This is a genomic window from Rhodanobacter sp. GW835-FHT13D09, from assembly GCF_058793995.1.
Window position 1 is genome coordinate 38292 of sequence record NZ_JBXAGL010000001.1, and the last position, 13629, is coordinate 51920.

13 protein-coding genes are annotated in these 13629 nt (G+C 69.0%); 10 read left to right on the top strand and 3 right to left on the bottom strand.

The genetic code is table 11. From position 1 onward, the window contains the following. Positions 1 to 30 precede the first annotated feature (30 nt). The 3 genes from AC1Q5A_RS00200 (at position 31) to AC1Q5A_RS00210 (ending at position 2157) form a co-directional block, all read left to right on the top strand. A complete protein-coding gene (locus AC1Q5A_RS00200; protein WP_492697055.1) occupies positions 31 to 711 on the top strand; it encodes a class I SAM-dependent methyltransferase in 681 nt (226 codons plus the stop codon). Positions 712 to 756: 45 nt separating this feature from the next. Further along, a complete protein-coding gene (locus AC1Q5A_RS00205) occupies positions 757 to 1137 on the top strand; it encodes a hypothetical protein (RefSeq protein WP_492697056.1) in 381 nt (126 codons plus the stop codon). A gap of 63 nt (positions 1138 to 1200) precedes the next feature. Continuing rightward, complete coding sequence (locus AC1Q5A_RS00210) at positions 1201 to 2157, top strand: aspartyl/asparaginyl beta-hydroxylase domain-containing protein (protein WP_492697058.1); 957 nt, start codon at positions 1201 to 1203, stop codon at positions 2155 to 2157. Between the two features lie 137 nt (positions 2158 to 2294). On the opposite strand, the gene AC1Q5A_RS00215 is transcribed toward AC1Q5A_RS00210, so the two are convergent. From AC1Q5A_RS00215 to grxC, 3 genes are all read right to left on the bottom strand, one after another. After that, complete coding sequence (locus tag AC1Q5A_RS00215; protein WP_492697060.1) at positions 2295 to 3308, bottom strand: isocitrate dehydrogenase; 1014 nt, start codon at positions 3306 to 3308, stop codon at positions 2295 to 2297. 190 nt (positions 3309 to 3498) lie between these two features. Further along, the gene (locus tag AC1Q5A_RS00220) at positions 3499 to 3885 is read right to left on the bottom strand and encodes a carboxymuconolactone decarboxylase family protein (protein ID WP_492697062.1); all 387 of its coding nucleotides are present in this window, start codon (positions 3883 to 3885) and stop codon (positions 3499 to 3501) included. Further along, positions 3882 to 4145, bottom strand: coding sequence for a glutaredoxin 3 (grxC, locus tag AC1Q5A_RS00225; RefSeq protein WP_492697064.1), 264 nt, complete (start codon positions 4143 to 4145; stop codon positions 3882 to 3884). Before grxC ends, AC1Q5A_RS00220 begins: the two co-directional genes overlap by 4 nt. A 126-nt stretch (positions 4146 to 4271) precedes the next feature. Here grxC and AC1Q5A_RS00230 point away from each other — a divergent pair, with 126 nt between their 5' ends. From AC1Q5A_RS00230 to AC1Q5A_RS00260, 7 genes are all read left to right on the top strand, one after another. Then, the gene (locus AC1Q5A_RS00230) at positions 4272 to 5975 is read left to right on the top strand and encodes a M48 family metalloprotease (RefSeq protein ID WP_492697067.1); all 1704 of its coding nucleotides are present in this window, start codon (positions 4272 to 4274) and stop codon (positions 5973 to 5975) included. Positions 5976 to 6065: 90 nt separating this feature from the next. Next, a complete protein-coding gene (phoB, locus tag AC1Q5A_RS00235) occupies positions 6066 to 6755 on the top strand; it encodes a phosphate regulon transcriptional regulator PhoB (protein ID WP_492697070.1) in 690 nt (229 codons plus the stop codon). Between the two features lie 76 nt (positions 6756 to 6831). Further along, positions 6832 to 8100: a phosphate regulon sensor histidine kinase PhoR gene (gene phoR / locus AC1Q5A_RS00240; protein WP_492697072.1), complete on the top strand. Its 1269-nt coding sequence runs from the start codon at positions 6832 to 6834 to the stop codon at positions 8098 to 8100. A gap of 54 nt (positions 8101 to 8154) precedes the next feature. Further along, positions 8155 to 10248, top strand: coding sequence for a polyphosphate kinase 1 (gene ppk1, locus AC1Q5A_RS00245; RefSeq protein ID WP_492697075.1), 2094 nt, complete (start codon positions 8155 to 8157; stop codon positions 10246 to 10248). Positions 10249 to 10329: 81 nt separating this feature from the next. After that, positions 10330 to 11847 (top strand): Ppx/GppA phosphatase family protein, encoded by a 1518-nt coding sequence (locus tag AC1Q5A_RS00250; RefSeq protein WP_492697078.1) that lies wholly within the window; start codon positions 10330 to 10332, stop codon positions 11845 to 11847. Positions 11848 to 11916: 69 nt separating this feature from the next. Beyond that, positions 11917 to 12621 (top strand): peptidylprolyl isomerase, encoded by a 705-nt coding sequence (locus AC1Q5A_RS00255; RefSeq protein ID WP_492697081.1) that lies wholly within the window; start codon positions 11917 to 11919, stop codon positions 12619 to 12621. A gap of 8 nt (positions 12622 to 12629) precedes the next feature. Next, positions 12630 to 13358: a UDP-2,3-diacylglucosamine diphosphatase gene (locus tag AC1Q5A_RS00260; RefSeq protein ID WP_492697085.1), complete on the top strand. Its 729-nt coding sequence runs from the start codon at positions 12630 to 12632 to the stop codon at positions 13356 to 13358. Positions 13359 to 13629: the final 271 nt, after the last annotated feature.

Genomic DNA, 13629 nt, shown 5'->3' on the forward strand with positions numbered 1-13629 from the left:
CCTGTCCCGGCATCCGAGCCATCCCCGACGATGCTTTCCCGTCAGCTGAAAGACTTTGCCTACCGCCACCGGCTGCCGGCCAAGCGCGCCATCGCGCTGCTGGCGCGCGCGCTGCCGGCGCCGGCTCGCCGCCGGCTGCTCGCCCTGGCCGAAAGCATCGCGTTCAGCACCACCCCGCAGTACCAGGGCGCAACGCTGCCGCCGATCTTCGACTACTGGTCGGGACGCTTCCTGGCGCCCGATGCGCAGCGGCTCGGCATCGGTTCGCCGGAAGGCTTCTTTCTCGACCACGTGCGCCGTCGTGCGGCCGACGAGCGCCGGCCGGTACGCGTGCTCAGCGCCGGTGCCGGCGCCGGCGGCATGGAGATCGAGCTGGCCGCCCGGTTGCAGGCCGACGGCATCCCGGCACGGATCATCTGCCTCGACTTCAACCGCGCCCTGTTGCATCGCACCGAGGCGATGGCGCAGGAGCGCGACGTTGCTGCGGCGATGACGTTCGAGGTGCGCGACTGCAACCAGCCATTCGACCTGCCCGGGCAGGACGCGATCATCGTCAACCAGTTCTTCCACCACGTCACCGAGCTGGAGACGTTCTGCCGCTCGCTGCGCCGCTCGCTCGCGGCGCGGGGCGTGCTGCTCAGCTCCGACATCGTCGGCCGCAACGGCCACCAGCTGTGGCCGGACGTGGAATGCCTGGTGCAGCAAGCGTGAACGACCCTGCCGCCTGGCCAACGGCACGACCGCCATTTCAACACCATGTCGGAGCGCTACCGGCCGGTCAACCACGCCGCGTATTCGAACGAGGGCGTGCGCGCGCAGGACATCGTGGGCTGCCTGCTGGCGGAATTCGATTTCGAGCTGTTCTTCAGTTTCGGCGGCGCCATCATGCCGTTCGTCGAACGGCGGATCGGTTTCAACTTCGACCCGCAGCAGGCCGCGGACCGCGCCTGGATCGACCACGTGCAGGCGCTCGATTCGGCCGCCCTCGCCGCCGGCCGCTATCCCGCCGCCAACATGATCGCCGCGCTGCGCCACAAGGGCGCGGTCGCCGTGCCCTTGTCCGAACCGGTCAGCCCGCAGCGCCACGTCGAGCTGACCCGGGAACATCAGGTGAAGGCCGCGGCAGCCTCGCGATAGCGACGGCGGCCAAGCGAGTAGAATGTCTGGCCGACAGTCATTCCACGGTTGCACGCACCGACCATGAGCCTCGCCCCCCGTCTCATCCTGCTGGCCCTGTTCGCCTTCTTCGCGCTGTGCGTGCTGCTGGTGCACCTGCGCGGCCGCGTGCGGCTGCGCTTCGACCGCCAGCTGGTCGACCACTCGGCGGTGTTCGCACCGTACAACCTGCTGATGTACGCGTTCTCGGCGGTGCCGGCCCGACCGATCCTCGACCGCCGCGGCTTCCCGCAACTGGATCTGCTGCAGGCGAACTGGCAGACCATCCGCGCGGAGGCGTTGTCGCTGTTCGACGAGGGCCACATCCGCGCCGCCGCGAAGAACGACGACGCCAGCTTCAACAGCTTCTTCAAGCAGGGCTGGAAGCGCTTTTATCTCAAGTGGTACGGCGAGCCGCTGGCCTCGGCCGAGGCGCTGTGTCCGCAGACGGTGGCGCTCCTGAAATCCATCCCCAGCATCAAGGCGGCGATGTTCGCCACGCTGGCGCCGAACAGCAGACTCAACCCGCACCGCGACCCGTTCGCCGGCTCGCTGCGCTACCACCTGGGCCTGATCACGCCGAACTCGCGCGACTGCCGCATCTTCGTCGACGGCGAAGAGCACGCCTGGGGCGACGGCAAGGACGTGGTGTTCGACGAAACCTACGTGCACTGGGTGGAGAACAAGACCGACCAGACCCGGGTGATCCTGTTCGCCGACGTGGAGCGCCCGCTGCGCACGCGCTGGATGAGCGCGATCAACCATCGCGTCGGCGCGTTCATGGGTCGCATCACCGCCTCACCGAACACCGAAGGCGAGGCCGAGAAGACCGGCTTCGTCAACCGCCTGTACGCGCTCAGCCAGCGCCGCAAGGGCGCCGCGCACGCGTGGAAGGCCAGGTTCAAGAGCCGGCACAGGAAGCTGTACAAGGCGGGCAAGTACCTGGGCATCCTGCTGCTGATCTGGCTGATCTTCCTGGCGCCCTGGCCGATCTTTCGCTAGGCAGCCACGCTTCGCGGCGGCAGCGCATGTTAGGGAAATCGTGTGTGCGTTCGTCGTCGTCGCAACTGGCTCCATCCCGAGCCCAATGAAAAAGCCGCGGGCATGCCCGCGGCTTTTTTCTGCAGCGGCTGCGCGGATCAGGCCGCGAGGCGCTTCACGATCGCGTCGGCGAAGCTGCCGGTGCTGCCCTTGCCGCCGAGGTCCGGCGTCACGCTGTCGCGGTCGTTGGTCATGGTGTCGCGGATCGCCTGGCGCAGCCGGTCGCCCTTGGCCACCATGTCCAGGTGGTCGAGCATGTCGGCCGCGGCCAGCAGCAGCGCGCACGGGTTGGCGAAGCCCTTGCCCGCGATGTCCGGCGCGGAGCCATGCACCGCCTCGAAGATCGCCGCGCCTTCGCCGATGTTGTCGCCCGGCGCCAGGCCGAGGCCGCCGACCAGACCGGCGCACAGGTCCGAGAGGATGTCGCCGAACAGGTTGGTGGTGACGATCACGTCGAACTGGTACGGGTTCATCACCAGTTGCATGCAGGTGTTGTCCACGATCATCTCGTTGAACTCGATCTGCGGATATTCCCTGGCGATCTCGCGCGCCACGTTGAGGAACAGGCCCGAGCTGGTCTTCAGGATGTTCGCCTTGTGCACCGCGGTGACCTTCTTGCGGCCCTTCTTCACCGCCAGCTCGAACGCATAGCGCACGATCCGGCTGCTGCCCTTGCGGGTGTTGCGCGTGACCGACTCGGCGACCTCGCCGTCCTCGGACAGGGTCTGCCCCTCGGAGCGGTAGGCGCCCTCGGTGTTCTCGCGCACGGTGATGATGTCGATGTTCTCGTAGCGCGACCTGGTGCCGGGGAAGCTCACCGCCGGGCGCACGTTCGCGTACAGGTCGAAATGGCGGCGCAGGGTCACGTTGACCGAGGTGAAGCCGCCGCCGATCGGCGTGGTCAGCGGGCCCTTCAGCGCCACCTTGTGCTCGGCGATCCTGTCCAGCGTGGCCTTGGGCAGCAGGTCGCCGTGCTTCTCCAGCGCGACCATGCCGGCGTCGACGAAGTCATAGGAAAGGCCGCAGTCCAGCGCGTCGAGCACGCGCAGCGTGGCAGTCATGATCTCCGGGCCGATGCCATCGCCGGGGATCACGGCAATCGTCTTGCTCATGGGGGTAACTCCTTGGAACGGGATGCTGCGGGCGGCGCGTGCGCATGGGGATACGCAGGCGCCGAAACCGGTCAATTATCGCCGATAAGGCCCCGCGCGAACAGGGCGATTGCCCTGCAAGGCGTTGAAAATACTCGCACGCAGCATTGCAAAAAGCCGCAGGCGGCCGCGCTTCCCGCAACCGCAGCGGCTACGCGCCGGCATGATTGGCGCAGGCAGCCGGATCGTTCCCGGCACCCGACTCGAGCTGGTCTAGCAGGTCCACCGCGCGGCGCAGGTGCGGGATCACGATCGAGCCGCCCACCACCAGGCCTACGCTGAACACCTCGAAGAATTCTTCGCGCTGCACGCCGGCGTCCTTGCACTGGGCCACGTGGTAGCTGATGCAGTCGTCGCAGCGCAGCACCAGCGAGGCAACCAGGCCCAGCATCTCCTTGGTCTTCACGTCCAGCGCGCCGGCCTTGTAGGTCTGCGTGTCCAGCGCGAAGAAGCGCCGCACGACCTGGTTGTCCTCGGCCAGGATGCGCTCGTTCATGCGCTGGCGGAACGCGCTGAATTCGGCGAGCTTGTCGCTCATGCGGCCTGCCCCAGCAACTCGCCCAGCCTGCCGCTGCGATCGGCGGCGACCAGGTCGTCATAGCCGCCCACGTGCTGGTCGTTGATGAAGATCTGCGGCACCGTGCGGCGACCGCCGCTGCGTGCCAGCATCGCGTCGCGCTGCGCCGGATCGGTATCGACGCGCACCTCGGTCCACTCCAGCCCCTTGGACTTGAGCAGGTTCTTGGCCGCCACGCAGTACGGGCATACCGCGGTGGAATAGACCTCGATCTTGGACATCACGACACTCCGCTGAATGGGAAAAGAGCAACAGAAGATGGGGCCGCGCCGCTGCCGGCTCAAGCGGCCGGGCCATGCTGAACCGATACGGCGAACCGCGGTCACAATGCTATTGTCGCCCAACCTATGACCATGGCACCACGACGCCCCACCCCGCGCCTGCTGACGGCGCTGATCACCGCCGCGCTGGCCTGCGCCGCTGGCGCCCAGGACAACGTGCGCCTGCCCGACCTGGGCAGCTCGGCCAACGCGCTGATCTCGCCGCAGGAGGCGCAGGACTACGGCGCCTCGATGCTGCGCCAGATGCGCGCCCTGGACATGGTGGTGGACGACCCGCTGCTGGACGACTACATCAACGACCTCGGCTACCGGCTGGCCGCCAGCAGCGACAAGCCGAAGGAGCACTTCACGTTCTTCGTCGTCAAGGACCAGGAGATCAACGCGTTCGCCGCGCCCGGCGGCTACATCGCGGTAAACGCCGGGCTGCTGACGATCACCCGGGACGAGAGCGAGCTGGCCGGCGTGATCGCCCACGAGATCGGCCACATCACCCAGAACCACCTGCAGCGCGCGTTCGAGGATTCCAGGAAGGACGCGCCGCTGATGGCGCTGGTGCTGCTGGGCGCGATCGTCGCCGGCGCCGGCGGCCACGGCGGCGATGCGCCGATGGCGGTGCTGGCCGGCGGCCAGGGGCTGATCGCGCAGAAGTCGATCAACTTCACCCGCAAGGACGAGATCGAGGCCGACCGCGTGGGCATCCAGACGCTGGCCAAGGCCGGCTTCGACCCGAACGCGATGGCCGGCTTCTTCCAGCGCATGCAGGACGCGATGAGCGCCGGCGCCGGCGGCGAGGACGTGCCGGCCCTGCTGCAGACGCATCCGGTGACGACGATGCGCATCAGCGATGCCAAGGCGCGCGCCGGCGCACTGGCCGCGGCGCAGAAGCTGCGCCCGTCCGGCACCGCCATGGACAAGCTGCAGTGGGAGAAAAGCACCGCTCCGATCGCGTTCGTGAAGGATCCCGCCACCCTGCTGCGGCCTTCGGTGCGCAGCGGCCTCGACACCTACGCGCTGATGCGCGAACGCGTGCGCGTGCTGGCCGGCGACGCGACCAAGCTGGCCACCTATTACAGCGCCAGCCTGCAGTCCCGCCCCGACTTCGACACGCCGGCGAACCGCTACGGCTACGCCCTGGCGCTCACCCGCAGCGGACGCGGCGCCACCGCGACCGGGCAGTTGCAGCCGCTGCTGCAGTCCCACCCGGACAACCTGATCCTGAAGCTGGCGCTGGCCGACGCCCGCCTGCAGGCCGGGCAGCACGCCGCGGCGCTGGCGATGTACAGCGAGCTCAACACCCAGTCGCCGCGCAACCGCGCCGTCGCGCTCGCCTACGCCAAAGCGCTTACCGCCGGCGGCGACAAGGCGCAGGCCAGCCTCGCCGCGAACCTGCTGCGTCCGCTGCTGGACGATGCCAGCGAGCCCGAGGTCTACGGCGCCTACGCCCGCGCCAGCGAGAAGGCCGGCGACAGCGTGCGCGCCGGCGAGGCGTTCGCCGACGCCAGCTACTACTCCGGCCGGCCGTTCGACGCGATGGAACAGCTCAGGCGGCTGCTCAAGCGCGACGACCTGGACTACTACGCGCGGGCGCGCATCCAGGCGCGCATCAGCGAGCTGACCCCGCTGGTGCTGGAGCTGCACAAGCGCAAGATCAAGACCGAGGACAACCCGGACGGGCGGCAGCAGCAGTTGCGGCCCGACGGCGGCTGTGACAGCCGGCTGTGCTTCAGCCTCGGCGCCGGCCCGGACGGCGCCGTGCGGCCGCCGGGGTAACCCGGATCCCTTCAAGCCGGACCCATGTCATCGACACGTAACATTCATCCATTGCAATATCACGGTCACAAGACACCTGCGGACCCCGGCGTGCACAAACGCATCCTGATCGTCGAAGACGAGACCTCGATCCGCGAAATGATCGCCTTTGCCCTGCGCAAGGCCGGCATGGACGCGATGCAGGCGGCCGACTCGCGCGCCGCCCAGATGGCGATCGCCGAACAGGTCCCCGACCTGATCCTGCTCGACTGGATGCTGCCCGGCACCAGCGGACTGGAGCTGGCCCGGCGCCTGCGCAAGGAGGAGCTCAGCCGCGAGGTCCCGATCATCATGCTCACCGCGCGCGGTGAGGAGATGGACCGCGTCAACGGCCTCGAGGCCGGTGTCGACGACTACGTGGTCAAGCCGTTCTCGACCCGCGAACTGGTCGCCCGGATCAAGGCCGTGCTGCGGCGCAGCCACGGCGACGACGGCTCCGGCGTGGTCGAACTCGGCGGCCTGCGCATCGACGGTCCGGCGCACCGGGTCTTCGCCGGCGACGAGCCGGTGCCGATCGGCCCCACCGAATACCGCCTGCTGTACTTCTTCATGACCCATCCCGAGCGCGTCTACTCGCGCACGCAGCTGCTCGACCACGTCTGGGGCGGCAGCGTGTACGTGGAGGAGCGCACCGTCGACGTACACATCCGCCGCCTGCGCAAGACGCTGGAGCCGTGGAAGCTGGACGAACTGGTGCAGACCGTGCGCGGCACCGGCTACCGTTTCTCGACCAGCATTTGAGCCGGCGCGAGCCGGCTTGCGGCGGCGGCGCCTTTTGCCGATGCTGGGCCTCCGCCGCCCCGAGCTTCCGCGCCGCATGAGCCCGTCCGCCACGCCCTCCTGGAAACTGCCCTCCACGCTGGCCGCCGGCCTGGGTGGCGGTGCGCTGCTGGGCTGGCTGGCCGGGGGTCATCCGGCGGCCGGGATCGCCCTGGTCGCCATCGCCGAAGTCGTCTTGCTTCTGACTCGGATCCGTCATCAAGACCAGATCATGATGGATGCATCCGCGACCGCCACCTCCCTCCAGCATGACCGTTTCATGACGCGATCCCGCCGCCTCGCCTCGAACCTGCGCGACCTGCGCAACGCCGTAAGCAAATTGCCCGACGCAGTGGTGCTGCTCGACGAACAGCAGCAGATCCGCTGGTTCAACCATGCTGCCGAAAACCTGCTCGGGCTGCGCCGGCCGCAGGACCGCGGGGTATCCCTGTCGCAGCGGCTGGCCGGCTCCGAGCTCGCCGACTGGCTGCGCGACGGCGCGCGCGGTCCGCTCAACGACGCCAGCGCACCGGGGCAGGCGGACAGCCAGATCAACCTCAGCCTGCTGCCGCTCGGCGACCATGAGCAGTTGCTGCTGGCGCATGACGTCAGCCACCTGAACCGGCTCGAACAGACCCGCCGCGATTTCGTCTCCAACGTGTCGCACGAATTGCGCACGCCGCTGACGGTGATCCACGGCTACCTGGAACTGCTCGACCCGGAAGACCTGCCCGAGCTGGCGGCGGTATTGGGTGAGATGCGCGCGCAGTCGAAGCGGATGGGCCAGATCGTCGAGGACCTGCTGACCCTGTCGCGGCTGGAGACCCAGCATGAGGTCGTCGACGAGCGGGTGCCGATGGAAGCGCTGCTGGCGACCGTGCGCAAGGAGGCCGAGGCGCTCAGCCAGGGCCGCCATCGCATCGTGCTGGAATCCACCGCCGGAGTCGATCTGCTCGGCTCGCCGAAAGACCTGCACAGCGCGCTGTCGAACCTGGCCAGCAACGCGGTGCGCTACACCCCCGCCGGCGGCAGCATCACCATCCGCTGGCAGCGCGAACCCGCCGGCGCAGCGTACTCGGTCAGCGACACCGGCTTCGGCATCCCGGCCTCGCACCTGGCCCGCCTCACCGAGCGCTTCTATCGGGTTTCCTCCAGCCGCTCGCGCGACACCGGCGGCACCGGACTGGGCCTGTCGATCGTCAAGCACGTGCTGAACCTGCACCAGGCCCAGCTGCAAATCCAGAGCGCGCCGGGAGTGGGCTCCACCTTCTCCTGCCATTTCGGCATGGCGCGGCTGCTGCCCCCCGGCAGCAACGACGAAACCTGAAGGCTTGCGGCGGCGACGCATGCATTCGGCCCTCGCCATGCGCCAGAATGAGGCATGCGCCCGCCTGCCCCCGTCCCGCCCGATGCCACCGACCTGACCGCGCCCGGGCTCTACCTCAGCCGCGAACTGGCCGCCCTGGAATTCAATTTCCGCGTGCTCGCGATGGCGCGCGACGACTCCGTGCCATTGCTGGAGCGGCTGCGCTACCTGAGCATCGTGGCGAACAACCTCGACGAGTTCTTCGAGGTGCGGGTGGCGACGCTCAAGCGCCACCACGCCTACGGTTCGGCCGCACCGGGACCGGACGGGCTGGCTTCGGGCGAGCTGCTGTCGCGCATCCGCAGCCGCGTGCTGGACCTGGTCAGCGAACAGTACGCGGCGTGGCAGGAGCAGCTCGCCCCGCAGCTGGACGCCGAGCAGATCCACATCCTCACCCGCAAGCAATGGAGTCCCCGCCAGCGCCGCTGGCTGCGCGGCTACTTCGAGCACGAGGTGCTGCCGGTGCTGTCGCCGCTGGGGCTGGACCCGGCGCATCCGTTCCCGCGCATCCTCAACAAGACGCTGAACATCGCCGTGGTGCTGAAAGGCCGCGACGCGTTCGGCCACGAGGGCCACATGGCGCTGGTGCGCGCGCCGCGCTCGCTGCCGCGGATCATCCGCGTGCCGGCCGAGGTCGGCGGGCCCGGCGACCATTTCGTGTTCCTCGCCGAGCTGCTGCAGGCATTCGCCGACCTGATGTTCCCCGGCCTCAAGGTGGTCGGCGCATACCAGTTCCGGGTCACCCGCAACAGCGAGCTGATCGTCGAGGAGGCCGAAGTGGAGAACCTCGCCCTCGCGCTCAGCGAGGAGCTGGTCGGCCGCGGCTACGCGCGGCCGGTGCGTCTGGAGATAGCCAACGATTGCCCGAAGGCGATCACCGCGATGCTGATCGAGAACTTCCAGCTGGAAGAGACCGACGTGTACCGCTGCGACGGCCCGGTCAACATCATCCGCGCCGGATTGATCTACGACTGGCTGGACCGGCCGGAGCTGAAATTCCCCCGCTTCAACCCGCAGCTGCCGGCCGCACTCGAGAGCGGCCGCAACAAGTTCGAACTGATCGGCCAGCACGACGTGCTGCTGCACCACCCGTACCAGAGCTTCGCCGCGGTGATCGACCTGCTGCGCCAGGCCGCCGCCGACCCGCAGGTGCTGGCGATCAAGCAGACCCTGTACCGCGCCGGCGAGGACACCCCGCTGGTCGACCTGCTGGTGGAGGCCGCGCGCAACGGCAAGGACGTCACCGTGGTGATCGAGCTGCGCGCGCGTTTCGACGAGGAGGCCAACATCCGCCTCGCCACACGGCTGCAGGAGGCCGGGGTGCAGGTGGTCTACGGCGTGGTCGGCTACAAGACCCACGCCAAGATGATGCTGATCGTGCGCCGCGAGGGCGAGGCGCTGCGCCGCTACGTGCACCTGTCCACCGGCAACTACCACCAGGCCAACAGCCGGATGTACACCGACATCGGCCTGATGACGGCGAATCCGGAGATCGGCGAGGACCTGCACAAGGTGTTCCAGCAGCTCTCTGGCCTGGGTCCGATCATCGAGCTGAAGCGGCTGCTGCATTCGCCGTTCACGCTCTACCCCAGCGTGCTGGCGAAGATCGAGCGCGAGACCGCGCACGCCGAGGCCGGCCGCCCCGCCCGCATCGTCGCCAAGCTCAACGCGCTGAACGAGGCGCGCGTGATCGAGGCGCTGTACCGCGCCTCGCAGGCCGGCGTGGAGATCGACCTGATCGTGCGCGGCGCGTGCACCCTGCGCCCCGGCCTGCCAGGCATTTCCGAGCGCATCCGCGTGCGCTCGATCGTGGGCCGCTTCCTCGAGCACAGCCGGGTGTACTGGTTCGCCAACGACGGCGAGGCGGAAATCTACTGCGCCAGCGCGGACTGGATGGAACGCAACCTGCGACGGCGGATCGAGGTGGCGTTCCCGATCCTCGATGCCGAGCTGGCGACGCGGGTATTCGAGGAAACCCTGGCCAACAGCCTGGCCGACAACACCCAGGCCTGGCTGCTCGGCGGCGACGGCCGCTACACCCGCGCCGAACCCGGCGATGAGCCGCCCTACAGCGCACAGCAGGGCCTGATCGAGCGTTACTGCAAATGAGCCGCGCCGCATGAAGCGCCATGTCGCCCATGGCGCGTGCCCGTGCGAGAATCCACGCTTGGCCGAAGCGGGAACCCGGGCGTGAGTCCAGCCGAACAGACACCGATCCGCGACGGCGAACTGCTCGCCGCGGTGGACATGGGCTCGAACAGTTTCCACCTGGTGGTGGCCCGCATGGAGCATGGCGAGCCGCGGGTGATCGACCGCCTGCGCGACACCGTGCGGATGGCCGCCGGCCTGCGCGCCGACGGCACCCTGGACGCCGAGCGGCGCGCCCGCGCCATGGCCTGCCTGGCCCGTTTCGGCCAGCGCATCGCCGGCCTGCCGTCGATGCGGGTGCGTGCGGTGGCTACCAACACGGTGCGCCGGCTGGCCTCGCCGCAGACCTTCCTGACAGCCGCCGAGGCGGCCCTCGGCCATCCGATCGAGGTGGTCTCCGGCCGCGAGGAAGGCCGCCTGATCTTCCTCGGCGCGGCGCACGACCTGCCCGCCACGCGCGAACCGCGGCTGGTCATCGACGTCGGCGGCGGCAGCACCGAGTTCATCATCGGCCGCGGGTTGGCGCCGCTGCACACCGAGAGCGTGCAGGCCGGCTGCATCGCCTCGACCATGCGCTTCTTCCCCGGCGGCAAGATCAACCGCAAGCGCTGGCAGCGCGCGCTCGGCGAGATCGGCGTGCTGCTGCAGCAGTTCGCCGAGGACTATCGCGAGTCGGGCTGGCAGGACGCCTACGGCTCGTCCGGCACCGCCAAGTCGATCGGCGCGGTGGTGCAGGCGATGAAGTTCTCCGACGACGGGATCACCCCGTCCTCGCTCGCCGCGCTGCGCGACGTGCTGATCGGCCACGGCCAGATCGGCACGCTCAAGCTGCCCGGCCTGGTCGAGGAACGTGCGCCGGTGCTTGCCGGCGGCGTGGTGATCTTCGAGGCGGCGTTCGCCGCGCTCGGCATCGAGCGACTGCGCGTGTGCGAAAGCTCGATGCGCGAAGGCCTGCTGTGGGACCTGCTCGGCCGTGCCGGCGGCAGCGATCCGCGCACCGCCAGCATCGACGCCCTGGCCACCCGCTACGGCGTCGACCGCGCCCAGGCGCGGCGGGTGGAGGCCACCGCGCTGATGCTGTTCGACCAGGTCGCGCGCGCCTGGAAACTGGATGCCGATGCCCGCGAATGGCTGTCGTGGGCCGCGCGCGTGCACGAGATCGGCCTGGCCATCGCGCACAGCCAGCACCATCATCACGGCGCCTACATCCTGCGTCACGCCGACCTGGCCGGCTTCTCGCGGCAGGAACAACAGCTGCTGGCGGCGGTGGTGGAGATGCACCGGCGCAAACCGGACAAGGCGGTATTGGCCGCACTGCCGCAACGCTACCGTCAGCTCGCCCGCTATACCACCGCATTGCTGCGCCTGGCCGTGCTGTTCCGGCGCGCGCGCCGGGCCGAGTCGCTGCCGCAGATGAAGCTCGCCGCCACCAGCAAGTCGCTGCGCCTGACCCTGCCGCTGACCTGGTTCGAACAACATCCGCTGAGCGAGGCCGACCTGCAGCAGGAACAGTCACCGATAACCGAACTGGGCGTGAAGCTGGACATCTCCAGCAACTGATCGCGACGGCCCAGCTTCCGTCGCAGCCGCGTATCATGCCCGGACGCCCAGACCTCGCCTTTTGATGCCATGTCGAAATTCCTGCTCGCCACGCTGCTCCTGATCCTGCCGCCGACGCTGGCCGCGCAGACCGCCAAGCCGGCAACCGGCACCGGCACCGCGCCACCGCCGCAGGTCGTGCTGAGCACCTCGCAGGGCGACATCACGCTGGAGCTGTACCCGGACAAGGCGCCGAAGAGCGTGGCCAACTTCCTGCAGTACGTCCGCGACGGCTTCTACGACGGTACCTTGCTGCATCGGGCCATCCCCGGCTACCTGGTGCAGGGTGGCCTGTACACCCGCGACCTGCAGCCCAAGCGTACCCGCTCTGCGGTGCCCAGCGAGGCGGACAACGGCCTCTCCAACCTGCGCGGCACGGTGGCGGTCGCTCGCGGCGCCGACCCGAACTCCGGCACCGCGCAATTCTTCTTCAACCTGGTCGACAACCGCCGGCTGGACTTTGCCGGCACGCAGAGCGGACTGACCTGGGGCTATACCGTGTTCGGCAAGGTGCTCAAGGGCATGGACGTGGTCGACAAGATCGCCGCCCTGCCCACGCGTGCGCTCGGTCCGTTCGCTGCCGACGTGCCGGATCCGCTGGTGCTGATCAAGAGCGCACGCGTCGTCGGCGAGGAGTCGGCGGCACCCGCCGCCAGCAACACCGCTCCGGCAAAATCCGCACCGGCCGCGCCGAAGCCGCGCGGAAAAGCCGGCAAGCCCGCCGGCAAGGGTTGACCGGCGCGATGGCCACGCTGTTCATCGCCGACTTGCACCTGGACCCCGCGCGCCCACAGATCACCGCGCTGTTCGAGCGCTACCTGGCCGGCGCCGAGGTCCGCGGTGCCGACGCGCTGTACATCCTCGGCGACCTGGTCGAGGCCTGGATCGGCGATGACGACGATGCCGAGCTGCCCGCGCGCATCGCCGCCGCCACCCGCGCCGTGCGCGACGCCGGCGTACCGGTGTACTTCATCGCCGGCAACCGCGACTTCCTGCTCGGCCCCGCGTTCGCCGCACGCGCCGGCCTGACCCTGCTCGACGACGGCACCGTGCACGACATCCACGGCCGCCCCACCCTGCTGATGCACGGCGACGTGCTGTGCACCGACGACCTCGCCTACCAGGCCGTGCGCCGACAGGTGCGCACGCCAGAATGGCAGGCGCAGATCCTGGCGATGCCGCTGGAGGCCCGCCGCGCCTTCGCCACCAGGGCCCGCGCGGACAGCAAGGCGCATACCGGCAGCACCATGGAAAGCATCATGGACGTCAACGCCGGAACCGTGGCCGAGGCCATGCGCAAGGCGCATGTGACCCGGCTGATCCACGGACATACGCACAGGCCAGCCGTGCATGAGTTTGGGCTGGATGGACAGGCAGCCGAACGGATCGTGCTGGGGGACTGGTATGAGCACGGTTCGGTATTGAGCGTGGATGGCGGTGGCGTCGATCTGCGCGGACTGGCAACCGGCTGAGCCACCCCCGCAGAGGCTCGATGTTCCGATCCGACCAACGGTTCGGCTTCGAGGTCGAATTCGCCCTGTCTCCAAGGCCGCTCTCCACTGACAACGTTCGGGCTGAACGCAGCTCCGAAGGCGCGACGTCGAAGCCTCCGCCAGATACGCAAAACGCCCCTTGCGGGGCGTGGCTTTGATTGGCTGTGCGGAACTGCGGCACGGGGGGATTGTGAATCCCATCCATGGGATTCACCCTTCCGCGCTGCGCGCTGCAGGGCCAGCCTGCGGC

What these genes read in the sequence shown, in the direction of transcription:
- AC1Q5A_RS00200 (WP_492697055.1), top strand. Translation starts at nt 31, where the DNA reads ATGCTTTCCCGTCAGCTGAAAGACTTTGCCTACCGCCACCGGCTGCCG.
- AC1Q5A_RS00205 (WP_492697056.1), top strand. Translation starts at nt 757, where the DNA reads ATGTCGGAGCGCTACCGGCCGGTCAACCACGCCGCGTATTCGAACGAG.
- AC1Q5A_RS00210 (WP_492697058.1), top strand. Translation starts at nt 1,201, where the DNA reads ATGAGCCTCGCCCCCCGTCTCATCCTGCTGGCCCTGTTCGCCTTCTTC.
- AC1Q5A_RS00215 (WP_492697060.1), bottom strand. Translation starts at nt 3,308, where the DNA reads ATGAGCAAGACGATTGCCGTGATCCCCGGCGATGGCATCGGCCCGGAG.
- AC1Q5A_RS00220 (WP_492697062.1), bottom strand. Translation starts at nt 3,885, where the DNA reads ATGAGCGACAAGCTCGCCGAATTCAGCGCGTTCCGCCAGCGCATGAAC.
- grxC (WP_492697064.1), bottom strand. Translation starts at nt 4,145, where the DNA reads ATGTCCAAGATCGAGGTCTATTCCACCGCGGTATGCCCGTACTGCGTG.
- AC1Q5A_RS00230 (WP_492697067.1), top strand. Translation starts at nt 4,272, where the DNA reads ATGACCATGGCACCACGACGCCCCACCCCGCGCCTGCTGACGGCGCTG.
- phoR (WP_492697072.1), top strand. Translation starts at nt 6,832, where the DNA reads ATGAGCCCGTCCGCCACGCCCTCCTGGAAACTGCCCTCCACGCTGGCC.
- ppk1 (WP_492697075.1), top strand. Translation starts at nt 8,155, where the DNA reads ATGCGCCCGCCTGCCCCCGTCCCGCCCGATGCCACCGACCTGACCGCG.
- AC1Q5A_RS00255 (WP_492697081.1), top strand. Translation starts at nt 11,917, where the DNA reads ATGTCGAAATTCCTGCTCGCCACGCTGCTCCTGATCCTGCCGCCGACG.
- AC1Q5A_RS00260 (WP_492697085.1), top strand. Translation starts at nt 12,630, where the DNA reads ATGGCCACGCTGTTCATCGCCGACTTGCACCTGGACCCCGCGCGCCCA.